The sequence below is a fragment of the Nocardia sp. NPDC059154 genome (assembly GCF_042755705.1).
Classification (GTDB): domain Bacteria; phylum Actinomycetota; class Actinomycetes; order Mycobacteriales; family Mycobacteriaceae; genus Nocardia.
Genome location: NZ_JBHZCS010000042.1, coordinates 64,255 through 88,416 on the forward strand (window position 1 = coordinate 64,255; position 24,162 = coordinate 88,416).

A 24,162-nucleotide genomic window follows, 5' to 3' on the forward strand; every position below is an offset into this window, starting at 1 on the left:
TTGCTGGTGCCGGGGTTGCTCATGCTGGGCCAAACTCCTCGTCGATCAGATCCAAGAGCTCACTGTCGGATAGCGCAGTGTCGGAATCGAATTCGAGATCGTCGTAGCCGCTGCGCGACCACGTACCGCCCAGGTGGGCAACGAGGCGCTCGTTGACGCCCCGCAATCCGGCGACGATCTCGTCGTTGTCGCTGCTGTTGGCGATGATTCGCTCGAGCAGTGCCTCGAGCCGCGCCAGGTCGTCGGCCGCCGCCGACGCCGGTTGCGCCGGCGCCGTCACCACGGTCTGCGCCAGCAGGTAGTCGGCGACATCACCCGCCGTCGGATAGTCGAACACCAGGGTCGAGGGCAGCGACAGCCCCGTCACCTTCGCCAGCCGGTTTCGGAATTCGACGCCGCCGAGGGAGTCGAAACCGAGTTCGTTGAAGCCCCGATCGGGTCCGATGTCATCGGCCGAGCCGTAGCCCAGCACCGCCGCCACATGTTCGCGCACCAGGTCCAGGACGAACCCGCGGCGCTTCGCCTCCGCCACACCGTGCAGACGGTCCCCGAGCGACTGCGCACTGCCCGGCGCTGTGACCGACCGGGCGCGGGTGCGAACGAATCCGCGCAGCACCGCGGGCACCGGACCGGAGTGCGATTCCATCCGCAGTTTGTCGGTATCCAGCCGCGCCGGCACCGACACCGGTTCCGCCGTGGTCAGCGATTCGTCGAACAAGCGCAGGCCCTCGGCACGATCCAGCGGGGCCAGGCCCAGTCGCTCCAACCGGTTCATGGCGGCACGATCCAGGACGCCGGTCATACCGATGTCCTGCTGCCACGGCCCCCAGGCGAGCGCGAGCGCCGGGAGTCCCGCGGCGCGGCGCTGCACCGCGAGGGCGTCCAGGAAGCTGTTCGCGGCAGCGTAATTCGCCTGCCCGGCCGAACCGATCATTCCGGCGATCGACGAGAACATCACGAATGCCGACAGCTTCATGTCGCGGGTGAGCCCGTGCAGAGTCCACGCCGCATCGGCCTTGGGGGCGAACACCCGGTCGATCTGGTCGCCGGTGAGCGTGTGGAACGCGCTGTCGTCGAGCACGCCCGCGGTGTGGACGACACCGGTCAGCGGATGCTCCGCGGGCACAGCGGCCAGCAGGTCCCGAAGCGCGTCGCGGTCGGTGACGTCGCAGGCGGCGATCCGTACTTCGGTACCGGATCGCGCCAGTTCCGCCGCGAGTTCTGTGGCACCGTCCGCACTCTCGCCGCGGCGTGAGACCAGTAGCAGGTGCCGCACCCCGTGTTCGGCGACCAGGTGGCGGGCCAGCAGCGCACCCAATCCCCCGGTACCGCCGGTGATCAGCACCGTCCCGGGACCGAACGACACCCGCTCGGCCGCCGCGGATGCCAGCGCCTGTAGTCGCGGCACCAGGACACCATTGCCCCGCACCGCCGCCTGCGGTTCTCCGGTCGCGATCACGGCTCGGATCGATTCGGCCGAAAGGTGCTGCACACCAGCGGATTCCTCGGCATCGAGCAGTACGATCCGCCCCGGATACTCGGTCTGGGCGCTTCGGATCAGCCCCCACACCGCGGCCGATCCGGTGTCCGGTGTCTCTTCGGGCAGCGCTGCCGCCCGGCCGGTCACCACGACCAGCTGCGACCGCGCGAATCGCTCGTCGGCCAACCAGTCCCGCACCATGCGCCGGGCGGTATCGACCCGATCGCGTGCGGATGGCTGCGAATCACCGTGCAGCGCTGCGGCTTCGGACCACACCACGACGCCCGGAACGATCGGAGCCGAGGCGAGGGTCGCCAGATCCGGGTACTGCTCTTCGATTCCGGCCACGTGCCCGGCCCCGAGCACGGCCGCGCTCCCGGCCGGTGCGTCGGCGAGCGGCTCCGCCGGTGCCCAGCGCAACCCGTACCGTGCCGCGCGGCCGCCCGGCAGCGCGGCCCGGAACTGCTGGACGTCGTAGGAGCGCATGAGTACTTCGTCGATGCTGACGACCGGGTTGCCGTCCTGGTCGACGGCCACGACGGAGATCGCCTCACTGCTGCGCTGGATGGCCATCACCCGCAGCTTCGTCACTGTGGACGTGGTGTGGAATTGCGTTCCGCCCCAACGGAACAGCAGCTTGCCCTCGGACGCGTCGCCCTGGTGGTCGGGCCAGATCAGGCAGGCGAGGCCGGCATGCATCACCATGTCGAACAGCGCCGGGTGCAGCTGGAACCGGTCGGCCGGGGTGTCCTCGGTCAGGGCGACCTCGGAGAAGACCGTGTCGCCGCTGCGCCAAGCGGCCTCGACGCCGAAGAACGCGGGTCCCCATTCCAATCCGGCGGCCCGCGCCACCTGGGCCGGAATCCATTCGGGGTCCACCGGTTCGGCATCGGCGGGCGGCCAGGAAGCGGCGCGCACCATGTCCACCAGCCCGATGTCGATCCACTGCCGGGCGCTGAGCACGCCGCTGGCATTGCGGGTCCATTCGCCGTCGGCGGCATCGCCGCTCGGGCGGTAGTGGAAGGTGAACGATCGGCGTCCCTCGGCGTCCGGTTCGCGCACCAGGACCTGGAGTTCGACCTCGCCCTCCGCCGGCGGCAGGATCGGCGCCTCGAGGGTGAGCTCCTCCACGGCGTCACAGCCGATCCGCCGACCGGCGACCAGCAGCATCTCCATGAGCGCGGCGCTCGGGACGAGCACCACGCCGTAGGTAGTGTGGTCGGCGATCCAGGGCTGGGCGCGCAGCGACAGCCGTCCCGTGAACAGCCACTCGTCACGGTCGGCCACCCGCACCACATCGGTGAGCAGCGGGTGTTCCGCGGCAGCGCCACGGTGCTCCTCCGGACCGGGTTCGAGCCAGTACCGCCGATGGTCGAAGGCGTAGGTGGGCAGGGCGACTCGTGCCATCGGGCGGGCGGTGAACAGCTGGTTCCAGTCGACCGCCACCCCGGCGTTGTGCGCCTGGGCGAGCATCGTCAGGAACTGTTCGACCTCGTCGTGGTCCCGGCGGGCCGCCGCGGCCACCACCGAACGGGCCTCGGCCTCCGCGGAGAGCGCCTGCCGGGTCATCGCCGCCAGCACCGCGTCGGGGCCGATCTCGAGGAACCGGCGTGCGCCCGACGCCGTCAGCGTCTCGACACCATCGGCGAAACGCACCGCGGCGCGTACCTGGGACACCCAGTACCCGGGCGCCAGGATCTCGTCGCCCGCGATCCGGCCGGAGACGTTCGACACCAACGGAATCCGCGGTGCATCGAATGTTACGCGCGCGGCCAGGGTCTCGAACTCGGCCAGCATCGGCTCCATCCGAGGGGAATGGAACGCGTGCGACACCCGCAAGCGGTTCGTCTTGCGTCCCTGCTCGGTGAACCGGCTGTCGATCTCGTCGACGGCGTCCTCGTCACCCGAGACCACCACGGCCGCAGGCGCATTCACCGCGGCCACCGATACCCGATCACCGAATCCGGCGATCATGGCAGCGACTTCGGTCTCGGTCGCGGCGACCGCGAGCATCGCACCGCCCGCGGGCAGCGCCTCCATCAGTCGTCCGCGGGCCGCGACCAGCTCGCAGGCGTCGTCCAGGGACCACACACCGGCGACGTACGCTGCCGCCAGCTCGCCGATCGAGTGCCCGACCACCAGGTCCGGGGCGAGACCGAAGGACTCCAGCAGGCGGTACATCGCCACTTCGAACGCGAACAGAGCGGGCTGGGTCAGGCGGGTCCGATCCAAGGTTCCGGTTTCCGCGGCGACTCCGTGATCGTCGATCAGGTGTCCGGTGAACATCACTTGCTTCAGGGAACATCCGAGCAAGGGATCGAACCGGGCACACACCTCGTCCAAGGCCGCGGCGAACACCGGGAAGGCGGCGGAGAGACTCGCGCCCATGCCGACCCGCTGCGCGCCCTGACCGGTGAAGAGGAAGGCGGTCTTTCCGGAGCCCACCGTGCCGGAAACCACTCCGGCGGAGGCGGATCCGGCGGCCAGCTTCGCGAGCCGCGCCACCAGTTCGTCGCGATCAGCGCCGAGGACCGCAGCTCGCCACTCGTGCCGGGCACGTGTCGTGACGAGCGAGTAGGCCACGTCCGCCGCGTCGGCGTCGGGGTGATCGATCAGCCACCGGTGCAGTTTCGCCGCCTGTGCGCGCAGGGCGTTCTCGCTCTTGGCCGACACCAGCCACGGCAGCACCGTGCGCGGTCGGTCGGCGGCCGGTGACGGGACGACCGGTGCGGTGGGTGCTTCCTCCAGGATCAGGTGGGCGTTGGTACCGCTGACTCCGAACGAGGACACACCGGCCCGGCGGGCCATTCCCCCGGCGGGCCAGGGTTCCGGGCGGGTCAGCAGGCGCACCGCCCCGGCCGACCAATCCACATGCGGGGACGGAGTTTCCGCGTGCAGGGTCGGGGGCAGGGTCTCGTGGCGCAGCGCCTGCACCATCTTGATCACGCCGCCGACACCGGCGGCCGCGACGGTGTGACCGATATTCGATTTGATCGATCCCAGGCGCAGCGGCTCGCGGTCGCCGCGGTCCTGCCCGTAGGCGGCGATCAACGCGTTGGCTTCGATCGGATCACCCAGCGGGGTGCCGGTCCCGTGCGCTTCCACCGCATCCACGTCGGCGGGTGTGAGCCCGGCATTGGCGAGGGCCTGCGCGATCACTCGCTCCTGCGACGGGCCGTTCGGCGCGGTCAGGCCATTGCTGGCACCGTCCTGATTGACCGCGCTGCCGCGAATGACTGCCAGGATGTCGTGGCCCAGTCGCCGCGCGTCCGACAGCCGCTCCAGGACCAGGACGCCCACACCCTCGGCGAAGGCCACGCCGTCGGCCGCGGCGGAGAACGCCTTGCAGCGGCCGTCCGGCGACAGCCCGCGTTGCCGCGCGAAATCCACGGAGAGATACGGGGTTGCGGCCACGGTGACGCCGCCCGCCAACGCCAGCGACGTCTCGCCCTGACGCAGGGCCTGACACGCCAGGTGCAGCGCGACCAGTGAGGACGAGCAGGCGGTGTCGATGGTGACCGCCGGTCCCTCGAGACCGAAGACGTAGGCCACGCGGCCGGAGACGACGGAGTGGGTGGTGCCGGTCAGCCGGAATCCCTCCAGGTCGCCGGTGACATTGTCGACATAGCCCGAGGCGCACGCGCCCGCGAACACGCCGGTATCGCTGCCGCGCAACGTGCTCGGGTCGATGCCGGATTCCTCCAGTGCCTCCCAGGAGGCTTCCAGCAGCAGCCGCTGCTGGGGGTCCATCGCCAGGGCCTCGCGCGGGCTGATTCCGAAGAAGCCGGCGTCGAAATCTCCTGCGTCGTCGAGGAATCCGCCGCCGCGGCTGTAGACCGTTCCGGGCTTGTCCGGGTCCTGGTCGATCAGGCGCTCGAGATCCCAGCCGCGATCGTCCGGGAATTCCGTGGTGGCATCGGTCCCGGACCGGACCAGATCCCACAACTGCTCGGGGGTGCGGACTCCGCCGGGGAATCGGCAGCTCATGCCGACGATCGCGATGGGCTCGTCCATGCGTGCGCGGCGCGAGACGCGGGCCGGTTTGGAACCGGATTCGGTTCCCTCGATCTTGCTGTGCAGCAGGGCGGCGACCGCCGCGGCGGTGGGGTGGTCGAAGACCAGGGTGGACGGCAGTTGGACACCGGTGGCCTTCGACAGCCGGTTGCGGAATTCGACGCCGCCGAGCGAATCGAATCCCAGGGCGTCGAATCGTTCGGTGGGACTGATGTCTTCGGCGGAACCGTGTCCGAGCACGGCTGCCGCGTGCTCGCGAACCAGGTCGAGCACCACCTCCGCACGGTCGGCCTCGGGTACCCGGCTCAGGCGCGCGCCCAGCGAACTCGACGGGGCCGCAGCCTGAGTCGTGGTGCGGGGCAGGAAACCACGAAGTACCGACGGCACGGCACCGGTGCCGGCTTCGCGGCGCAGTTCGGCCGGGTCGAACCGGATCGCCGCCAGATGTGCGGCGGCGCGGCCGGTGGCCGCATCGAACAGCCGCAGGCCTTCGTCGTGCGCGAGCGGGTGCAGGCCGAGCCTTTCCCAGCGGGCGAGGGCGCTACGGTCCAGGCCACCGGTCATGCCACCGGCGGAGTTCCAGGGCCCCCAGGCCAGGGAAATCGCGGGCAGACCTTCGGCGCGGCGACGATGCGCCAGGGCGTCGAGGAAGGCGTTGGCCGCCGCGTAGTTGCCCTGTCCCGCCGAACCGATCGTTGCGGCGACCGACGAGAACAGCACGAAGGCGGACAGGTTCCGGTCTCGGGTGAGATCGTGCAGGTGCCAGGCGGCGGCGGCCTTCGCGGTGAACACGCGCCGCAGTTGTTCGGCGGTCAGGCCCGCGAGGGTGCCGTCGTCGAGGACGCCCGCGGCGTGGATCACGGCGGTCAGCGGACTATCGGTGTCGAGGGAATCCAGCAGCGAGCCGATGGCCTCCCGGTCGCCCACATCGCAGGCCGCCACGCGGACGGCAGCACCGGCTTCCGACAGCTCGCGCACCAATTCGGTTGCGCTGTCGGCGGTTTCGCCGCGCCTGGACACCAGCATCAGATGGCGGACGCCGTGCGCGGTGACCAGATGCCGAGCCAGCAGTGCGCCGAGGCCACCGGTGCCGCCGGTGAGCAGGACGGTGCCGGTGCCGAACGAGGATCCGGGCTCGGCGTCGTGGTCGGCTCGCGTCTTCGCCAGCCGGGGTACGAGCAAGGCTCCGGCGCGCACCGCGACCTGCGGTTCGCCGGTCGCGATCACTGCGGCAACCAGAGCTTGGTCGACAGCGGGCGCGTCGGCCGACGGGTCGGTGTCGAGGAGAACGAATCGGCCCGGGTATTCGGTTTGGGCACTCCGCATCAGGCCCCAGACCGCTGCCGCGGCGAGATCCGGTGTCTCGCCGGTCAGCGCGGCGCCGTTCGAGGTCACCACGACCAGTCGGGTGTCGGCCAGACGTGGTTCCGCGAGCCAGGACTGTACCGTCGCCAGTACCGATTCCAGGAAGCCACCGACGGCCGTGGGATCGCCGGCCGCGGCGGCTTCTTGCGGAAGCCAGGTCACGATATCTGGAATCGATTGTGCTGCAGTGAGTTCCGAGGCAGTCGGTGCATGGGTGGCGATACCGGCGACCGGCGCCGAACCGAGCACGGCCATCCGGTCCGCGGCGGGACCCGGTGTCGCTGCTGCCGTCGGCGTCCACTGGATGTCATAGAGGTCGGCGTCATCCGAGGCGAGGGTGCCGCGCATCTGTTTCACGTCATAGGGCCGCATGACGACCGCGTCGACGGAGACCACGGGCCGCCCTGAATCATCCACGGTCGCAACGGAGATGGTCTCCGGGCCGCTCTCGACGGCGATGACCCGCAGCGTCGTCGCCTTGACCAGCGGCTGATGTAGTCGCGCGCCGCCCCAGCGGAACAGCAATCGGCCGGTGTCGGGGTCGCTGTCCTGATCGCGCCAGATGAGTCCGGCCAGCCCGGCATGCATCACCAGGTCGAGCAGAGCCGGATGCAGATCGAACCGCTCCGGTTCGGGCGCGGCGGCCGTGTTCAGGGTGATCTCCGAGAAGACGGCTCCGTCCCGCTGCCAGGCGGCGTCGACACCGAGGAATGCCGGGCCGTATTCGAGCCCGGATCCCTTCGCGATCCGCTCGGGAATCCATGCGGTGTCGAGGGTTTCGGCGTCGGCCGGCGGCCATGCCTCGTCGCGCAACTGGTCCAGCAGGGCGTCATCGCCGTCCCAGGCGGGGGCCAGGACACCGCTGGCGTTGCGGACCCATTCGCCCGCGCGGCCGGCCTTGCGGAAGTAGAAGCTGAACTGGCGTCGGCCGGTCGAGTCCGGCTCCTGCACCGATACCTGGAGTTCGACCTCGTCGGTTTCCGACGGGAGGATCGGAGCCTCCAGGGTCAGTTCCTCGACGACGCCGCAATCGATTCGGCTGCCCGCGACGAGCAGGAATTCGATCAGGGTCGCGCTGGGCAGCACCACGGTGCCGTAGGTCATGTGGTCGGCGACCCACGGGTCGGTGGGCAGCGAGAACCGGCCGGTGAAGACGAACTCGTCTTTACCGGCCACCGGGAACACACCGGTGAGCAAGGGGTGAGCTTGGGGGTCGCCAGTGGCTTCGCGACGCGGCGGCAGCCAGAATCGCTGGTGCTGGAAGGCGTAGGTGGGCAGGGGAATTCGCCGGGCCGATCGGCGACCGAGCAGTGGCGTCCAGTCCACCCGCACACCGGCGGTGTGAGCCTGTGCGAGCATCGTCGAGAACTGTTGGGGCTCATCGTGATCCCGGCGCGCGGCCGCGGCCACCATCGACGTGGACTCGGCGTCCTCGGGAAGGGTCTGCCGGGTCAGCGCCGCCAGCACCGCGTCGGGGCCCACCTCCAGGAATCGGCGCACCCCCGAGGCGATCAGCGTCTGGATGCCCGGCGCGAACCGCACCGCGCCTCGCACCTGGCGAACCCAGTACTCGGGCTCCATGATCTCGTCCCCGGCCAGCTGACCGGACACGTTCGATACCACGGGAATCCGGAGCGGATTGTAGGTCAAATCCTGTGCGACAGACTCGAATTCGGCCAGCATCGGCTCCATTCGATGCGAGTGGAAGGCGTGGCTGACCCGCAGCCGGGACGTCTTCGCGCCTCGCTCGGCGAAACGGGCCTCGATCTCGGCGACGGCGTCCTCGTCACCCGAGACCACCAGGGCCTGCGGCGCGTTCACCGCGGCGACCGAGACGCGGCCCGGATAGCCGGCGACGACCTCGTTCACCTCGGACTCGGGCGCTCCGATGGCCAGCATCGCGCCGCCCTCGGGCAGCGCGCCCATGAGACGGCCGCGCGCCGCCACCAATCGGCAGGCATCCTCGAGCGACCACAGGCCCGCGACGTGCGCGGCCGCGATCTCGCCGATCGAATGACCGATCACCACATCCGGGGTGACGCCGAACGACTCCAGTAGGCGGTACAGGGCCACCTCGAAGGCGAACAGAGCGGGCTGGGTGAACTCTGTGCGATCCAGGACGGCGGTACCGCCATCGGCGGAACCGTTGAACATGACGTCCCGGAGCGAGCACTCCAGCAACGGATCGAGCTGGGCGCACACCGAGTCCAGCGCGTCGGCGAACATTGGGAAGGCCTCGTACAGCCCGGCTCCCATGCCGATCCGCTGCGCACCCTGCCCGGTGAACAGGAAGGCCGTCGTCCCCGTGCCGATGGCACCCGTGACTACACCGGCGCCGGTCCCCGATTCGGCGAGATTCGCCAGCCGCTCGAGCAACTCGGCGCGATCGCGACCGAGCACCACAGCACGTGAATCCAGCTGCGCCCGCGAATTCGCCAGCGCCCCGGCCGCATCCGCGATGTCGATCTCGGGGCGCTCGGACAGCCAGGCAGCCAGTCGGGCGGCCTGCGCGCGCAGACCCGCCTCGCCCTTACCCGACACCAGCACGGGGATGGGCGGTGCCACGCTGTCCGGCTGCGTGTCCGCACTGTCACTCTCAGCGGGCGCCATCGGTGCGGCGCTGCCTGGCTGCGCCTTCGCAGTATCGCCCGCGGCGACCGATGCGGCGGGCGCTTCCTCGAGGATCACGTGCGCGTTGGTGCCGCTGATCCCGAACGACGACACACCCGCCCGGCGCACCCGATCGCCCGCGGTCCACGGTTCGGCGTCGGTCAGCAGGCGCACCGCGCCCTCGGCCCAATCCACGTGCGGCGACGGCGTTTCGGCGTGCAGTGTCCGCGGCAGGCGCTCGTGCCGCAGCGCCTGCACCATCTTGATCACACCGGCCACACCGGCGGCGGCCACGGCATGGCCGATATTCGATTTCAAGGAGCCGATCCGCAGCGGTTCGCGCTCGTCGCGACCCTGGCCGTAGGCCGCGATCAACGCCTGGGCCTCGATCGGATCGCCCAGGGCCGTGCCGGTTCCGTGCGCTTCCACGGCGTCCACGTCGACCGCGGTGATGCCCGCATTGGCGAGGGCCTGGGCGATCACTCGCTGCTGCGACGGACCGTTCGGCGCAGTCAGGCCGTTGCTCGCGCCGTCCTGATTGACGGCGCTACCGCGAACGACGGCCAGGACGTGGTGGCCGAGCCGCTGGGCGTCCGAGAGTCGCTCGAGGACGAGCACACCCGAGCCCTCCGACCACGCCACACCATCGGCGGCCGCCGAGAACGCCTTGCACCGGCCGTCCGGCGAGAGGCCGCGCTGGCGGGCGAAGTCCACGTACAGGTACGGGCTGGCCGCGACGGTCACGCCACCGGCGAGCACCAGCGAGCTGTCGCCCTGGCGCAGCGCCTGGCAGGCCAGATGCAAGGCCACCAGCGAGGACGAGCACGCCGTATCCACCGTCACCGCCGGGCCCTCCAGGCCGAACGCGTACGCGACGCGGCCGGAGATGACGCTGTGCGAGGTGCCGGTCAGGCGGAAGCCCTCCAGGTCACCGGTCACCCGGCCGGCGTATCCGGACGAGCAGGCGCCGGCGAAGACACCGGTGTCGCTGCCCCGCAACGACCCCGGGTCGATGCCCGCGTCTTCGAGTGCTTCCCAGGAGGTTTCGAGCAACAGCCGCTGCTGCGGGTCCATCGCCAAGGCTTCGCGCGGGCTGATGCCGAAGAATCCGGGATCGAAATCGCCTGCGCTGCTCAGGAATCCACCGTGGCGGGTGTAGACCTTGCCCGGCTTGTCGGGGTCCGGGTCGAACAGCCGGTCCAGGTCCCAGCCGCGATCCTCGGGGAATTCACCGATCGCGTCGCGGCCCGCCGCGAGCAGGTCCCACAGGTCCTCCGCGGAACGCACACCGCCGGGGAATCGGGCGGCCATGCCGACGATCGCGATCAGTTCGTCCGTATTCGCGCGCCGCGAGACCCGGCGCTCGCCCCGATCGGTTCCGGTGACCCTGGCCTGCAGCAGCGCTGCAACGGCATTCGCGGTCGGGTGGTCGAAGATGAGCGACGACGGCAGGGGCACACCGGTGGCGCGCGTCAGGCGGTTCTGCAGCTCCACGCCGCTGACGGAGTCGAAGCCGAACTCGGTGAAGGGCAGGTCCGGGTGAATGGATCGGGCCGACTCGTGGCCGAGGATGGCGGCGGCCTGCTCACGGACCAGGTCGAGAACGACGGTGCCACGCTGATATTCGGGGGTCGCCTGCAATGTGCGTGCCAGCGGGCTGTCATCCCACGCCTGCTCACCGCCCTCGGGCGTGCGGTCCTCGGTGACCTCGGCGATGTTGGCCGAGCCGCCGGAAATGGCCGGTGCACCGGCCCAGAAGTTGCGGCGCTGGAACGCGTACGGCGGCAGGTCGATCCGTGTCCCGCCGGAGACCAGCGAACGCGGATCCACCTGCACGCCGGCACAGTGGGCCTGTGCCAGCGACGCCAGGAAGCGCTCCGGGCCGCCCTCGCCACGCCGCAACGAGCCGACAACTGCGACGCTCTCGCCCGCGCCGGCGGCCTCGGCGGTCACGCCGATGCCCATCGTGAGCACCGGATGCGGACTGGACTCGATGAATCCGTTGATACCGTCGGCGATCAGCGCCGTGACGGCATCGGCGAATCGGACCGGTTCCCGCAGGGATCGATACCAGTATTCGGCGTCCAGTTCCGCGGTATCCAGCCGGTCGGCGGAGACCGTGGAGAAGAACGACACGGACCCGGATTGCGGGCGGATCGGGGCCAGTTCCGCGAGGAGGCGATCACGCAGCCGCTCGACCGCCTTCGAATGCGACGCGTAGTCCACCGGAATCGGGCGGGCCCAGACACCGTCGCGGGCACAGGCGGCGAGGAAGTCCTCCATCGCGGCGACATCGCCGGCGATCACGGTCTGCGCCGGACCGTTCACGGCCGCGAGCGAGAGCCGATCCCCGTACGCGGCCAACCGTTCCCGGACCGCATCCGCGCCGAGTCCGATCGAGGCCATACCGCCCTGACCAGCCAGTTCCTCGGCGACCGCGCGCGATCGGAGCGCCACGACACGCGCCGCATCGGACAGTGAGAGTCCGCCGGCGACATAGGCGGCGGCGATCTCGCCCTGGGAGTGGCCGATCACCACGTCCGGCTCCACGCCGGCCGCGCGCCACATCCGGGCCAGGGAGACCATCACCGCGAACAGCACCGGCTGCACCACGTCCACGCGATCCAGCGGGGGCGCGCCGGCCTCGCGACGCAGCACCGCGGTCAGCGACCAGTCCACGTACGGCGCAAGCGCCGCTTCACATTCCGCGATCGACTCCGCGAACGGCCCACCCGCGTCCAGCAGGCCCAGCGCCATACCTTCCCACTGGCTGCCCTGCCCCGGGAAGACGAACGCGATGCGGCGCTGCTCGGCCCGCCCGGTGGCGGGCTCGATCGCCACGGCGGGTGCGGTCGGGTCGGCCAGAGATGCCAAACCGGCCAGCAGCTCGGGGCGATCCCGCCCGACAACGCTTCCGCGCCACTCCATCTGGGCGCGCGTGGCCAGCAGTGAGTACGCCACATCGACCGCGGTCGAATCGGGATGGCGGAGCAGCCACTCCCGCAACCGGGCCGCCTGCGCACGCACACCGGCCTCGCTGCGGGACGACACCACCCACGAAACCGCACCGGCCTCACCGGCGGCTGCGGCGGAACCGACTGCGGGCGCCTCCTCCACGATCACGTGGGCATTCGATCCGCCCATGCCGAAGGACGACACAGCCGCCCTGCGCACATCGGTCACGGGCCAGTCCTCGGTGCCCGTCACCACTCGTAAACCCAGGTCCGCGAGCGGAATTCGCGGATTCGTCGTCTCGAAGTTGAGGCTGGCCACCAGTTCCTGATGGCTCAGGCAGAGCACCGTCTTGATCAGGCCCGCGATACCGGACGCACCTTCCAGATGCCCGATATTCGTCTTGACCGATCCGACGGCCAGCGGGGCGTCCTGCGCCCGGCCCGCACCGTAGGTCTCGCCGAGCGCGGCGGCCTCCACCGGATCACCGGCGGGGGTGCCGGTGCCGTGCAATTCGACGTACTGCACCGACGGGGCTTCGACGCCCGCCGCGGTCAGGGCATCGCGAATCGCCGCGGCCTGCGCATCCCGGCTCGGCGCGCTCAGCACTCGGCGCTCGTTGCCGGTGTTGATCGCGCTACCGCGGATCACGCCATGAATCCGGTCGCCGTCGGCGATAGCCTGCGCCAGGGGCTTCAGCAGCACCATGCCGCCGCCCTCGCCGCGCACGAACCCGTCGGCCCGGGCATCGAAGGTGTAGCAGGCGCCGAGCGCCGACTGCGCGCCGAACTGCTCGATCCGCTCACCGCTCGTCGGCGACAGAATCAGGTTCAGGCCACCGGCCAGGGCCACGTCGCTCTCGCCGCTGCGCAGGCTCTCACAGGCCAGATGCACCGCGACCAGCGACGATGCCTGGGCGCTGTCGACCACGATGCTGGGGCCGCTGAAACCGAAATAGTTCGAGATGCGGTTCGCGATGATCCCGCGCCCGACACCCCACAGCGAGTGGCGGCTGACCCCCGGGCCGCCCCGCGAAGCCAGAATTTCGGCGAAATCGCTTCCAGTGCAGCCGAGGAACACACCGCAGCGGCGGGTCTCGCGAGCCGTGGCAGCCAGGCCCGCGTCCTCGAGCGCCTCCCAGCTCAGCTCCAGCGCCAGCAACTGCTGCGGATCGAGTGCCCGCGCCTCATTCGGCGAAACCCCGAAGAAATCCGCATCGAACTCCCCTGCGGTGCCGACAAATCCGGCCCGCTCGGTAATACTCCCCCGGCTCTCGGGAGCCGCACCGATCGCGGCGCGCCCCTCCGTGAGCAACTGCCAGAAACTGTCGAGATCGGCCGCCCCCGGCATCCTGCAAGACATACCCACGATAGCGACGGCAAACGCCGATCCGGTCACCTCTGAAAATCCTTCCTCATGGCACGCACCCACTTCGCGCCCTCATCCACCGCCGGACAGTCGAAGACGACCGCGGCCAACAAGTTCCGTTCTTCTACCCTGGCCAACCCGCGGCCAAACACCATCGCGCCCAGCGCTCAGCGTCCGGATCCAGTCGACAGCATGCCGACGACACAGATGATTCCTCTTTCGACACAACGGATTTCGATGCGACAGCGACCTAGAGAAGAGCCCGCATGATATGGGGTGCTTCCGCAGGGACCCTGGCCGAGGAGATGTTTCAGACCAGGTCAACTGACCCAGCTGTGCCGCCAGGCTCAGTGCAACAATTGATCAGCAACGGATGCTGACGACTGCCACGCTACGTGGCCATGCCAACCCAATGAGGCATGTGTACCAGGGGTTTTCGAGCGGCGGGGGTCATCGTACTGAACAGTAGTTCGAACGATCTTGACTTGTCAATCGTCCAATTGCCCCCGAAACCACCGGCAGCACAGCCGAGGCAACCCACCCCATCCAGAGCCCGAGAGCGGCACTGAAAACCGCACCCTTTTGCACTTTATTACACTGCGGCACAAACGATTTCGAACACATGTCGAAATGATTGCCGCCCCATGACCGGCGCCGCAGGCGCACAGGTCCCGGCCGACATGTCGACCACCTATGCCGTACCCCTCCGGCACATGGAACCGACATGGTTCGCGAAGGCGTCCGATCACCTCGCCAGCGAGAGATCGCGCACCACGCCGAAGCCTCGGATCGCCCTCGGCTCGGTATGCCCGCCCGACGCCGAGGCCATCCACGACGAGGGACCACGCGGTGCGTCCAACCCGAGCACCAGATGAACCCAACCCTGCGACCACTTGCCCCCGTTCAAGTGCGTCCCACTACCCCGCCACACGCCAAGTACCAGCCGATTTGGATGTTCAGGGGGGTCCTGGGGTAATCTCATCGAGCACGAGCGAGAGCGAATGCAACGGGCTGTGGCGCAGCTTGGTAGCGCACTTGACTGGGGGTCAAGTGGTCGCAGGTTCAAATCCTGTCAGCCCGACCAAGAAAAACCCCTTCCGACCAGGGTCGGAAGGGGTTTTCTGTTACTCGACCACCCGAAGATTTGGGGCCAATCTGGGGCCACCCGGGTCGTCACGCCGATAGTCGGGTCCCACGCGGGCCAGCGGCTCGGGAATCTGCGGACCGTCGTTCGGCATCGTCAGGAACCGCGCCAACAGCGCGCCGTCGTCCTGCAGAGCCTTGATGTCGGGGTGCAGGTAGCGCTGGGTGATCCTCGGGTCGGTGTGCCCGGCGATCTGCTGGAGCCGATGCAGTGGCACCCCGGCGTCGGCGAACCAGGTGAGCCCGGTGTGCCGGAGATCGTGCCGGCGCAGATGCTCGAATCCCGACTGCGCCACCACGTCGTCCCAATGGGTCGCGTCGCGCAATACACCGGTGGCGATCCGCCCGCCGCGCGGCCCGACGAACAATCGTGCGTCCAGCAGCGCCGAGCGCTGTTCCTTGTCGCCCGCTCCTTGATAGGTCCGCTCGATGCGGGCGCGGGCGTCGTTGAGATGTGTCAGTACCAGCGGCCGGATATGCCCGATGATCGGGATGTTCCGTGAACGCTTTCCTTTCGTGCCTTTGTCTTTGAGTCCGCCCGGTCCCGGGGTCGTCTGGCGCCGCAGTGTCCACACCCATTGTTCGGTGTCGATGTCGCGGATCCGGCAGCCGGACACTTCACCGATACGGGTGGCTGTGCACGCCGCGAACATCACCACGTCTCCCCAGCCCTGGTAGTGGCCGGCCGATGCGCCGACCAAGGCCGCGGCGAGGTTTTCGAGCGTGGCCCAGTCCGGCAGGGCCAACGCGCGGGGATTGTCGAGCTCGTCCTCGTACTTCTCCAGCTGTGCCTGCCATCGCGTTACCTCGACTCGGTTCCGGTCGATCACCTCGTCGCGCACTGCCTGATCGAGCACGCGTCCGAGGGCTGCGAGGGTGTTCTTGATGGTGGATCGGCCGCAGCCGTCGGCGATCCAGCTCGTCACTGCCCGGTCGGCCAGACCATTCGTGATCATGGTGACCGGGATATGTCCCAGGCTCGGCACGATCCGCAATCGCCATCCCGCGCGGTAGGGATCGAGGGTCTTCGGCTCCACACCGCGCATCGCGGTGTCCCAGTGAAAGTTGCCGTAGTCAGCAAGTGTCGCTGTCGCCATGCGCGGGTCCACACCGCGCTCGGCGGCCTGCTGGACACGCTCGATCCAGCTTTCGGCCTCCTCCTGTGTGTCGAACGATTCGGACTTCGACGCGCGGGACTTGGTCGCCGGGTCGGTCCAACGGACCCGCGCCCGGCATCTGTGCGCCTTTCCACGCTGCTCGACGTACCCGGTCACGGATACGCCGAGCGGCACAATATTGATGGGGGTGTTCATCAGGCTGCCGTCGGGTCGACACGCCGGCTGACGAGGTAGGCGAGCACATCGGTTCCGCTGTAACGGATTACGCGCTCGGAGACGGAGACGAACGGCGGGCCCTGCGGCGGTTCCGCAGTGCGCCAACGCCTCAGGCTAGACGGGTCGACCTTCAGGAAGGTCGCGACCTCTTCGGTGGTGTACCACTTCGACGCCTCGAAATCTGGCATCTGTACTTCGCCTCTCATGATTGTCGCTCCATCCTTGCCTGGGCCTCATGCGGTCTGGCCGTGCGAAGACGGGCAGGGAGCTGGTCCCATGTCACGCCGTCGAGGCGGCGACCGTTCTGTTTGGGAGTGTGTCCACCCCACTGTTTGAAGAAGAATGGGACGCCGGCGCTGACGCAGTGGTCCCGCAGTCCTCGCACCCACTCCCGGGAGACCGGGCGGGCGCCCGGCCCGGATTCGCCGCCGACGATCACCCATCCGATTCCGTCGTGCCGGCCGCGCAGTACCGCGGTGAGGTCGACGGGCCCGAGGAGTGGTTCGCAGGACAGGAACCGGACGGCGGCGGGGATGTCGAGCAGATGCCCGGCCCGGATGAGTGTGTCCTGGTTCTCGACCGAGACGCCCATCCATAGGTTGGGTGGCCAGGGCAGTCGCTCGGCCAACCGGCGTGCTCGCAGGGAGCGTTTCGTGAGTATCTGGTAGGTGTGCTGGGGTGTCGAGGCGATCACCTCGAACACGTCGCGGATGAACGGTTCGGGGACGTGGGCGTGGAACAGGTCGGACATGGAGTTGACGAACACCAGCTTCGGCGAGCGCCACCGTTGCGGGATGTCAAGTGCTGCAGGATGAATCGTGACCGCGAACCCCGGCCCGGAGGTGCGTGGGTCGCCGTCGGCCTGATACTTCGCAGCGCCCATTGCCTTGAGCCGCTTGGCCATCGACAGCGCGTAGCAGTTGGTGCAGCCGCTGCTGACGCGGTCGCAGCCGGTGACCGGGTTCCAGGTTGTCTCGGTCCATTCGATACCGGTCATGACGCGGTTTCCTCACCGTTTGCAGGAGTTTGGATAAGTCGCAATCCCGACAGGGTGTCGCGGGTGGTGTCGCTGCCGCCGTAGCGTGCGACGACTCGCGCGACAGTGGAGTGATGGACACCGATTTCGTCTGCGATCTCGCGTGTGGACCGACCCGCGGCATGCAACGCCAGGATGCGCTCGTCGCGCGTAATCGGATCGTCGCTGTCGCGGGCTGTCGCAGGACTGTCGCCTGGTGTCGCGCCCGTCGCGTCGGGCTGTCGCGGCGTCGCATCCCGCTGTCGCGCAGGCAATTCCGGTCCGAGAACACCCCCAGCAAACGCGTCGGGGCCGTCATGGGGGCTTACCGCGTTGACGGGTGCGTCCGCGGCCGGCTCGCTTACCTCTGCGGCCGAAACTCTGCCGGGCGTTGGGTGTGTGGGACTCCCGACGACAACCGGAGGAGTCGGTGCGGCATCGCTGCCAGTGGCGGGAGAACTGGATTCGGAGAGCAGGGCAAAGCCGCAGGCGACCATCAGCCCGTCCAGCACCAGAGGGCCGACGGCGGAGCCGACGGTACCGTACTCCCAGCTTTCCAGGACGTCGTGGACGTGGCCGTAGGAGATCAGCGCCGAGCCGGCAGCGACGGTACCGACACCGCCGTAGCGGGCCAGTGACCATGCCAGGCCAACCTTCCACCGTACGCGCGAGAGCGCTTCGACGGCCAGCAACAGCGTGACAGGCCATACGGCGGAACCGATTTGCGGCCATACTCCCGGCGACCAGCCGTGTGGTTTCGATGCGGCGGGCAACCACGTGTGCAGCCAGTTCATCACGATCGATAGCACCGACCCGAAGATGAATCCGGCCCAGGCGACGACCTTGCCGCCGCGGTCTGTCGCATCGGTGTCGCGTGTGCAACGGCTGTCGCGCGGCTGCTGCGACACGGTGTCGCGGCTGTCGCGGGCGGTGGTCATGATCGCCTCCTCACTCAAGGTCGTGAGCGCCTCGTCCGGCCCTGGGCGGGGCGCGGATGGTGTGGTGTCGCGTCCGTGCTGGCTGGTTGCTGGTGGTGCGACAGGGTTGGTTCGGGGTGTGCCGTGGGGCGCAACGGCATTGGTGCGCCCCACGATCGATCCGGCGTCGTTGCCGGTCATCTGCCGCCGCCGTTGGTGACGGCGGGGGTGTACTTGGCGGTGTAGAGGCGGGCCTTGTCGTTGTCGGGGTCGGGCCCGGTGTAGGTGACCGACAAGGTGGCGCCGGGATCGAAATCGGTGACGCCGGCAGCGTTCATCGCCTGCCCGATGGCCTGTTCCATGCGGCTGGTCGGGTACAGGTTCCGCGGCCCGTTCGGGGTCTCGATGGTGATGAACAGCTGCATGATCGGGTTGCCGTGCTCGTCGGTGTCGATCTCGCCGGGGGCGCCGCCGTACTTGAGCTTGGGCTGCTCGGCGACGTTGGTGATGCGCCCGTAGACGGTGGCGCCGGGGGTGGTGTTCTTGCCGAACGCGGAAGGGATCTTCGCGGCGGCGCGGGTGAATCGCTGTCCGAAGTTGGTGCTGGCCATGACGGTTCTCTCCTTTGTGGTCAATCAGGGATAGGTATGGGTCAGCGGCTGCGGGTGATGCGCCGCTGCTGTTCGGTTCGGGGTTGGCGGTAGTGGCGGTCGAGGTAGGGCACCATCTCCAGGTCGGCGAAGCCGTGGCCGGCGTCGAGGTGGTCCGACAGGTCCTTGCCCGCCGCGGCCTGCAAAACTCGGACTTTGCCGACGTGGCCGTGCAGGGTTTCGGCGACCTTGGCGGCGTGCAGGTAACCGGGACGGTCGCGGTCGGCGACCACGATCACCCGCCCAGCACCCTGGAGCCATCGCACGTGCTCGGGCGTCCAGGAGCCGGTGCCCATGGCGTTGCAGGTGGCGATCTGTCCGGCCTCGATCGCCCGCGTCACGTCCTTCTCCCCCTCACACACATAGATCTCGCGCCCGCTGCGGAGACCGTCGAGGACTTCGGGCAGCCGGTACGGGATGGGCGCGAATCCGGTGGGTTCCCAGTCGGTTCCGTTCCAGTGGGCTTGGGTGAACGACTTCCGGTTCCCGTACTCGTGCGGGGTGGACCGGCGGGTGACCGCGCCTTCGACGTGCCCATCGGCGCTGCGGTAGACGTAGGTGCACACGGTTTCGGTTGGCCCGATCGCTTCTCCGAGATCGGGTTTGGACGGGATCGGCAACCGCGCGTAGTCGATCGCCTTGTCCACCAACGACACCCGCTGCTGATGCGCCCCCGCGGCACCCGACGGCGGGCGCCGCTGCCCACGCTGCTCGCCCTGATACAGGGTGCGTTCGGGGAGCCGGTCCCACATGTCGCGGACTCGCAGCCCGACGCGGTCGAGGACGTCTTTGTCGTCGCAGTGGGCGAAGCAGCGGACGATGGTCTTGCCCTGGGTCGGGTCGTAGCGGACCCCGAGGGACGGGGTGTGGGGTTGTCCGTCGGCCTCGTGGACCGGGCACAGGAACACTGTCCACCGTGCCCGGTCCCGGCCCGGACCCACCGCAGCGGTCAGGGCAGCGGTGATCAGCTGCCACGAACGCCCCGCAGCCGGATCATGATCCATGACCGCTCAGCGCTCCCGCCGCACCCGCCCGCGCGGGCGGACCCGGTGCGGCTCAGTCAACTCCCGGGCCTGGTAGAGACTGCGACGCTGCACCTCGTCCAGACCGAAGTCCTCGCCCTTGGCCCGGTTGAACTCGATGTTGTCGATGAACCGATCCATCGTGTCGGGAGCGTCGCGCCAATCGGCGTACGCATCCGACAGATACCGCCACTGATCAGCGTGCGGACCCGAGTTCCACCGATCATCGATCTGCCGGGTCTCGGCATAGATCTCATCGATCTGGGTGTCGGTCACCCCCGGCTGATAGCCGGACAGCGCCAATGCGGTCCGTTCCCGGAAGTCGGAGCGCATGGCCTCTTCGTGCTCGGATTCCATGGTGGTCACCGGTCCCTTCGGATCGGCAGGCGCTGCGCCGACGTGTCCAAGGCGTCGATGGCGCTGCGCTGTTCGTGGGCGATGTTGCGGGCCTGGTCGAGGCTGCGGCGCTGCACATCGGTCAGGCCGTAGTCGGCGTACACGGTCGGGTTGACGCGCAGGTCCTCGGCGAACTTGGCCATCAGCTGGGGCTGGTCGCGCCAGTCGGTGTAGGCGGCGTGCAGGAAGTCCCACTCCAGTGCGTGCGGCCCGGACTGCCAGCGCTGGTCGTATTCGCTGACGCGGCGGTCGATCTCGTCGGCCTGGGCGTCGGTGACTGCGGGCTGCAACGCTTTCCAGCTCAGGGCGACGCGGTCGTGGAAGTCGAAGCGCATGGCTTCTTCGTGTTCGCGGTGCATGATCAGCGCTCCCGCTGGATCGGCGGACGCTGCTGTCCGGTCCCGGTGGTCGGCGGGCTGGTGGTGTCGCGGGCGGCTTGGGCGGGGTTGCGGTGGCGATTGTTTCGGCCGTCCAGCCATCCGTCGACGTCTCCCAGTACGTCGTCGCGGCTGCCGCGGGTGTGGTTGCGGATCCTCGACCCGGTCTCGAGGTGTCTGTCCACGATGCCGACCTCGATGTCCATGCCGCCGGTGTCCATGGCCGCGACCCGCCGGCGAGCCCACTCGTGGGCATCGTGCTCGCTGTCGAACTCTCCGCTGACCGGCCGAATCGCTTCGGGCAGGTCGTTGGGACGCGACACCCCGTGCTCGCGCATCAGCTCGATGTCATCGAGTCGACCGACATACACCGAATACCGTTTGGCCGGATCGGACTGCTCCTGCGTGGGTTCGGCCGTGGGCGCCGCGGAGTGCGCCGCGGTTGTGTTCCCGCGCCGGTCCTGCTCGGCGGCAACGCGTTCGCGGCTGCCGTACCGGTCGCGCTGCGGAGTGGACTGGGCGAGCTTGCGCACTGCCTCGTCTCGTTCACCGCGGTAGCGGTTGCGGTCGTCGACCGCGGACAGCAGCCGGTTACGCGTCTCCTTCAGTTCGTGGTTGGTGCGCAGCTGGGTGTTCTTCAGCGCCTCCAGATCCGCACGCACCGAATCGAGCTGCTGCTTGTGCTGGTCACGCTCGGCGACGACCGCGTCCAAGCCACGCTGAAGCAGCAGAACCCGGCGCTGCAAGTCGTCCGATTCACCTGCGGTGGGGGGCTTTTCGCGGGTTCTGTCATAGTCGGGTGGCTCGGTCTGCTCGCGGGTGATCTCGCGCTGCCAGTCGTGGGTGCTGTGGCCGACCTCGATCTGATTGCCCTCGGCGACGTAGAACGGGTGCCGACGCCCGATCTCACGCGCGCGCACGCTCAACGTGGTCCCGGCCTTCCAGGTGTTGGTGTGCACCGCATCCCGAGTCCACGCCGCGGCGTCGGCTTCGGACGGATGGTAGGAGCGCATCACCTGCTGGCCGCCGTCCGGGGAGCTGGAGGCCACGGTGACCTGGCAGCGGGAGTTGGTTTCGGCGTTGGCGAACTCCCACCGCACCTGCTCGACGGTCATCCCCGCCTGCGCGGCCTGTGCAGCGGCCGCCCGGCGGGCTGCCTCGGTGCGGTGATCGGCTCGCCCGCTGGCCTGGGCACGCAGATGCGTGTATTGGGCGTGGCGGATCGCTTGCACCGCGTTGACCCGCGCGACATCCTGGTCCATCGCCACTTCCTGCTCGAACAGCGAGGACGGTAGCGGCGCAGCCGATTCCGGGTGCACCCCGGTCTGGTCGGATGTTGTGACGCGAGAAGCGGGCTGGTGCACGGTCATCGACGCGACCCGCTGATCGAGTTCCTGGGCGCGGGCCTGGACCCACTGTTCGGATTCGACGGCCGCCGCGCGGGCTTCCTGCATCTGCCGGGTGTTCATGGTCGGGAACACCGTCTCGAAACTCGGGTTGAGCTGATAGGGGTGGCGGCCGGCTTTGTCCAGGGCCATCACGACCTGCCCGCGGTGCTCGATGCGCAGCGGCGCGGTGGTGAGGCTCTCCTCGATCCGCAACCGCATCGCGTCCAAGCGTTCGGCGTCGGCGTGGGCGTCGCGGTCGGTGTAGAGCGGGTCGCATTCACGTCGGAACTGGGCGACCGCGTGTTCGGTGCGGTAGTCGGCGACGCGTTTGGTGTACCAGGCGGCGGTAACCCGCTCGGCCTTGACCTGGGCCATGATCTGCTCGCCCAGCTCGCGGCGCTGCTTGCGGGTCAACCGGCCCGAGGCTCCGTCGGCGCTGCGCAAGGTGCGCAGCCACTGCCCGGCCACGGTCAGCACGTCACGGAAGGTGCGGCCGGTATCGCGGGCGATTTCATCGATTTCAGACATGAGGTTGGGATTCCTTTCGGTAACAGGGGTTTCGGCTATCGGGTGCGTTCGATGGGCGGGCGCCGCGAGGCGAGTTGCTGTTCGCGGTGATCGGCCGCGGCATCGGTGAGGCTGATCCGGCTCGCGGGGCCATGGGCCCAGCCGATGGCCTTCTCGACGGTTTCCAGGTCACGGTCCGCAGCCCGCAGGGCGGTGTGGGTGAGGATGACGGCCTCGGTCGGCCTGGTCGGCGCGCCCAGCTCGTCCACCCGCAGCGAGTTGGGGGATTTCGCCAGCTGCGCGTACTGGCCGCGGATTCGGGTGATGTCCGCGCGCAGTTCCCGTACTCGGTCTCCCAGCTGGCCGATCTCGTCGTACAGCTCGCTCGGGACGGACAGGATCGGCTCGTTCCGGTTCTTGAACATCGGGTTCCCTTCTGGGATAGGTGTTTTCGTCAGGACTGCTGGGCGGCGGTCGTGTGGTCGGGGCCGGGGAAACTGGTGTCGTGGGTGTCGTAGGTGTGCACGGCGTTGTGGGCGGCGTCCCAGCGCTTGCGGTCCAGCAGGGACAGGGACTGTCCGGGGGCGGGGTTTTCGCGGCGGCGGTCGAACTCGCTGCGCATGGCTTCCAGGTGCTCGGTCCACCGGTTGATCGCGGGGAAATCACGCTGCCCGGGCATCGGGTCGGCGCCCCAGGAATCGCCGAGACGGCCTCGGGCGTAGAGGATTTCGGTGATCAGCTGCGAGAGCGGCAGCTCGGCCAAACGGCCCTGGACCCCGGTGAGCAGCTCGGGCGCGAACTTCGACCGCTTGTCGATCTCGTTGCGTTCATACCGCTGCCGCCGCTGACGGGCCTGATGATCCAACTGCTGCTGGGCGACGTCGAGTTCGACGCGTTCGTCCGGGGTCATCCGCCACCGGGCGACGGCTTCGGACACGCGGATGTCCAGGTCCCAGGTGTCGACGGCGATGATCGTCGCAACGGTCGCGACGCCGGCGACGACACCGACCGCGGTGCCGAGACCGATCGTCCGAATGGTGTTGTTGTGCATGGTGTTTCCTTTCTTGGTCCCGCGGGTGCGGGGGTCAGTGGGTGTTGCGGTGGGCGCGGGCGGCGCGGTGTTCGGTGAACGCGGCCAGCGCGAGCGTCGGCGAGGGGCGGCGGGCGGCGCTCCAGCTCAGGTAGGCGATCCAGCCCAGCCCGTAGACGGCAACGGGGACCCCGACCTCGAAGGGCTGCCCCCACGCCGTCACCGCGGCGAGACCGACCACAACGAAGGAACCGGCCGCGCTCGCACGCCAGATCTGACCCCGGGTATGCGGTTTGACCACCGGTACCAGCGCGGGTTCGCCGGTTTCCACGGGCGCGGACGCGGTGGCCTGCTCCGGTGCGGTGAGCGGCGGGACCAGTCGCAGGGTCGGTTTGACCGGCGGGCGCTGGTCGGCGGCGCCGGCGGTATCGGACAGGAAGTCGGCGATCTCGTCGGCCAGCAGATCGGCCTGGGCGGCGATCTCGTCGCGGCCGAAGCCTTTACGAGGCTGCTCGTCGTCGTGATCGTCATGCTCGTCGCCGTAATCGCGGAAAATGCGCATAGTGGTTGTGCTCCAATCAGATTCACGCAGTC

General features: G+C 69.0%; 15 protein-coding genes and 1 tRNA gene (1 of these 16 only partly in view). 2 read left to right on the forward strand and 14 right to left on the reverse strand.

The genetic code is table 11. The annotated features are described in order from the left end of the window. Both ACFXN1_RS31285 and ACFXN1_RS31290 read right to left on the reverse strand, forming a co-directional pair. Positions 1-23 carry the 5' portion of a type I polyketide synthase gene (locus ACFXN1_RS31285; RefSeq protein WP_379463731.1) on the reverse strand. Its footprint begins 15,754 nt before the window's first position, so the window shows 23 of its 15,777 coding nt (coding positions 1-23); its start codon is at positions 21-23; its stop codon lies off the left edge, out of view. Beyond that, complete coding sequence (locus ACFXN1_RS31290) at positions 20-13,819, reverse strand: type I polyketide synthase (protein ID WP_379463732.1); 13,800 nt, start codon at positions 13,817-13,819, stop codon at positions 20-22. Before ACFXN1_RS31290 ends, ACFXN1_RS31285 begins: the two co-directional genes overlap by 4 nt. A gap of 614 nt (positions 13,820-14,433) precedes the next feature. Here ACFXN1_RS31290 and ACFXN1_RS31295 point away from each other — a divergent pair. Beyond that, complete coding sequence (locus ACFXN1_RS31295; protein ID WP_379443977.1) at positions 14,434-14,664, forward strand: hypothetical protein; 231 nt, start codon at positions 14,434-14,436, stop codon at positions 14,662-14,664. Positions 14,665-14,796: 132 nt separating this feature from the next. Beyond that, a tRNA-Pro gene (locus ACFXN1_RS31300) sits at positions 14,797-14,873 on the forward strand. 40 nt (positions 14,874-14,913) lie between these two features. On the opposite strand, the gene xerC is transcribed toward ACFXN1_RS31300, so the two are convergent. The 12 genes from xerC to ACFXN1_RS31360 are packed head-to-tail and all read right to left on the reverse strand — an operon-like array spanning position 14,914 to position 24,130. Further along, positions 14,914-16,245, reverse strand: a complete 1,332-nt coding sequence (gene xerC / locus ACFXN1_RS31305) for a tyrosine recombinase XerC (protein ID WP_379443975.1) — start codon at positions 16,243-16,245, stop codon at positions 14,914-14,916. Next, positions 16,245-16,472, reverse strand: coding sequence for a helix-turn-helix domain-containing protein (locus tag ACFXN1_RS31310; protein ID WP_379443974.1), 228 nt, complete (start codon positions 16,470-16,472; stop codon positions 16,245-16,247). Before ACFXN1_RS31310 ends, xerC begins: the two co-directional genes overlap by 1 nt. Beyond that, positions 16,469-17,263: a DUF5131 family protein gene (locus ACFXN1_RS31315; protein ID WP_379443973.1), complete on the reverse strand. Its 795-nt coding sequence runs from the start codon at positions 17,261-17,263 to the stop codon at positions 16,469-16,471. Before ACFXN1_RS31315 ends, ACFXN1_RS31310 begins: the two co-directional genes overlap by 4 nt. Then, positions 17,260-18,399, reverse strand: coding sequence for a helix-turn-helix domain-containing protein (locus ACFXN1_RS31320; protein WP_379443971.1), 1,140 nt, complete (start codon positions 18,397-18,399; stop codon positions 17,260-17,262). Before ACFXN1_RS31320 ends, ACFXN1_RS31315 begins: the two co-directional genes overlap by 4 nt. Next, complete coding sequence (locus ACFXN1_RS31325; protein WP_379443970.1) at positions 18,396-18,809, reverse strand: hypothetical protein; 414 nt, start codon at positions 18,807-18,809, stop codon at positions 18,396-18,398. Before ACFXN1_RS31325 ends, ACFXN1_RS31320 begins: the two co-directional genes overlap by 4 nt. A gap of 41 nt (positions 18,810-18,850) precedes the next feature. Then, the gene (locus tag ACFXN1_RS31330) at positions 18,851-19,852 is read right to left on the reverse strand and encodes a toprim domain-containing protein (RefSeq protein ID WP_379443968.1); all 1,002 of its coding nucleotides are present in this window, start codon (positions 19,850-19,852) and stop codon (positions 18,851-18,853) included. Between the two features lie 6 nt (positions 19,853-19,858). Beyond that, positions 19,859-20,236: a hypothetical protein gene (locus tag ACFXN1_RS31335; RefSeq protein ID WP_379443967.1), complete on the reverse strand. Its 378-nt coding sequence runs from the start codon at positions 20,234-20,236 to the stop codon at positions 19,859-19,861. Continuing rightward, the gene (locus ACFXN1_RS31340) at positions 20,233-20,625 is read right to left on the reverse strand and encodes a hypothetical protein (protein WP_379443966.1); all 393 of its coding nucleotides are present in this window, start codon (positions 20,623-20,625) and stop codon (positions 20,233-20,235) included. The genes ACFXN1_RS31335 and ACFXN1_RS31340 overlap by 4 nt, the downstream gene beginning before the upstream one ends. Before the next feature lie 2 nt (positions 20,626-20,627). After that, positions 20,628-22,559 (reverse strand): hypothetical protein, encoded by a 1,932-nt coding sequence (locus ACFXN1_RS31345; RefSeq protein ID WP_379443964.1) that lies wholly within the window; start codon positions 22,557-22,559, stop codon positions 20,628-20,630. Positions 22,560-22,594: 35 nt separating this feature from the next. Beyond that, the gene (locus ACFXN1_RS31350; RefSeq protein WP_379443963.1) at positions 22,595-22,963 is read right to left on the reverse strand and encodes a hypothetical protein; all 369 of its coding nucleotides are present in this window, start codon (positions 22,961-22,963) and stop codon (positions 22,595-22,597) included. A 29-nt stretch (positions 22,964-22,992) separates the two neighbouring features. After that, a complete protein-coding gene (locus tag ACFXN1_RS31355) occupies positions 22,993-23,589 on the reverse strand; it encodes a hypothetical protein (RefSeq protein ID WP_379443962.1) in 597 nt (198 codons plus the stop codon). 34 nt (positions 23,590-23,623) lie between these two features. Further along, positions 23,624-24,130 (reverse strand): hypothetical protein, encoded by a 507-nt coding sequence (locus ACFXN1_RS31360; RefSeq protein WP_379443960.1) that lies wholly within the window; start codon positions 24,128-24,130, stop codon positions 23,624-23,626. Positions 24,131-24,162 lie beyond the last annotated feature (32 nt).

What these genes read in the sequence shown, in the direction of transcription:
- ACFXN1_RS31295 (WP_379443977.1), top strand. Translation starts at nt 14,434, where the DNA reads ATGACCGGCGCCGCAGGCGCACAGGTCCCGGCCGACATGTCGACCACC.
- xerC (WP_379443975.1), bottom strand. Translation starts at nt 16,245, where the DNA reads ATGAACACCCCCATCAATATTGTGCCGCTCGGCGTATCCGTGACCGGG.
- ACFXN1_RS31310 (WP_379443974.1), bottom strand. Translation starts at nt 16,472, where the DNA reads ATGAGAGGCGAAGTACAGATGCCAGATTTCGAGGCGTCGAAGTGGTAC.
- ACFXN1_RS31315 (WP_379443973.1), bottom strand. Translation starts at nt 17,263, where the DNA reads ATGACCGGTATCGAATGGACCGAGACAACCTGGAACCCGGTCACCGGC.
- ACFXN1_RS31320 (WP_379443971.1), bottom strand. Translation starts at nt 18,399, where the DNA reads ATGACCGGCAACGACGCCGGATCGATCGTGGGGCGCACCAATGCCGTT.
- ACFXN1_RS31325 (WP_379443970.1), bottom strand. Translation starts at nt 18,809, where the DNA reads ATGGCCAGCACCAACTTCGGACAGCGATTCACCCGCGCCGCCGCGAAG.
- ACFXN1_RS31330 (WP_379443968.1), bottom strand. Translation starts at nt 19,852, where the DNA reads ATGGATCATGATCCGGCTGCGGGGCGTTCGTGGCAGCTGATCACCGCT.
- ACFXN1_RS31340 (WP_379443966.1), bottom strand. Translation starts at nt 20,625, where the DNA reads ATGCACCGCGAACACGAAGAAGCCATGCGCTTCGACTTCCACGACCGC.
- ACFXN1_RS31345 (WP_379443964.1), bottom strand. Translation starts at nt 22,559, where the DNA reads ATGTCTGAAATCGATGAAATCGCCCGCGATACCGGCCGCACCTTCCGT.
- ACFXN1_RS31350 (WP_379443963.1), bottom strand. Translation starts at nt 22,963, where the DNA reads ATGTTCAAGAACCGGAACGAGCCGATCCTGTCCGTCCCGAGCGAGCTG.
- ACFXN1_RS31355 (WP_379443962.1), bottom strand. Translation starts at nt 23,589, where the DNA reads ATGCACAACAACACCATTCGGACGATCGGTCTCGGCACCGCGGTCGGT.
- ACFXN1_RS31360 (WP_379443960.1), bottom strand. Translation starts at nt 24,130, where the DNA reads ATGCGCATTTTCCGCGATTACGGCGACGAGCATGACGATCACGACGAC.